The 1,221-nt window shown below is 58.7% G+C and carries 1 protein-coding gene; it reads right to left on the minus strand.

The window, feature by feature from the left end; genetic code table 11:
• Positions 1 to 628: 628 nt before the first annotated feature.
• Positions 629 to 1,221: aminotransferase class I/II-fold pyridoxal phosphate-dependent enzyme (locus A2J01_RS30670; protein WP_156519457.1), on the minus strand; the 593-nt coding region annotated here is incomplete at its 5' end.

Here is a 1,221-nt window from a genome sequence, read left to right on the forward strand (position 1 = left end):
CACAGTGCGACAGCTGCCGCGACGACGACCATGCCGATGACGACGAGCAACCCGATGACGACGCGTGATGCGGTGGGGCCGATCTGAATGGGGCCACCGTGGCCGTGGCCGTGACTCATCGGAAACTGAGTGTCGGACTGGGGATTTGCACCGGTGCAATGTTATCGGCTCCGAAGCGAATGGTCAGCTTCTGACGGCAGTGTCGGTGAAAGGCAGTGTCGCTTCAAGGCAGAGTCGGCGAAAACCGGTGCTACCGATGAGGGGTTGTGAAACTGGGATTGGTCGAGCTGGGTGGCGGGGAACAGGGGGGGTTGTCCCCGCCACCAACCTGGTATCCACAGGGGGGGGAGGGATACCAGGTGCTCGCGGCACCGAAGTGCTGCTAACTAATGTACCCAATTTCAAACCGATTTGGCGCGTTGTCCAACTACCAATTTCACAACGAATCACGTACCGGTTGGACCGTTTTCACATCGGGGCAGGTCACTAAATAGTTAAAGAGTCAATCAAACCGCATGGTTTGCGAAAAATGTGACCAAGGTCGCACAAATGCCCCGCAGTTTTACGTTTACGGGGCATTTGTACAACGAATTGTTTACTCGATTTCAGCCGGATTCAGCGTGAGAATCTACTGTTTGTAACTGGTGAGGAAGTTGCCGAATCGCTCGATGGCCACGGCGAGATCTCGGGCCCACGGAAGGGTGACGATCCGAAGGTGATCGTGATTCGGCCAATTGAACCCGGTGCCTTGAACCATCAGGATCTTCTCCTGGAGAAGCAGGTCCTGAACCAATTTCTCGTCGTCGTGGATCTCGTAGACGTTCGGATCCAGACGAGGGAACGCGTAGAGCGCGCCGCGAGGCTTCACACACGAAACGCCCGGAATCATGTTCAATCGCTCCCAAGCGACGTCGCGCTGCTCGAGCAGGCGGCCGCCGGGCAGGATCAGGTCTTCGATGCTCTGGTGACCGCCGAGGGCGACCTGAATGGCGTGCTGTCCGGGGACGTTGGGGCACAGACGGGTCGACGCCAAGAGATCGAGTCCCTCGAGGAAGCCGGCCGCGTGATCCTTCGGGCCCGTGATCGCCACCCAGCCGGAGCGGTAGCCGGCGACGCGGTAGGCCTTCGAGAGGCCGTTGAACGTCAGGCACAGCAGATCAGGGGCAAGTGTTGCCAGCGAGATGTGCTTGGCGTCGTCGTAGAGGATCTTGTCGTAGATCT

Origin of the sequence: Rhodococcus sp. EPR-134 (genome assembly GCF_001647205.1) — a bacterium.
Taxonomy (GTDB): Bacteria; Actinomycetota; Actinomycetes; order Mycobacteriales; family Mycobacteriaceae; genus Rhodococcus_F; species Rhodococcus_F qingshengii.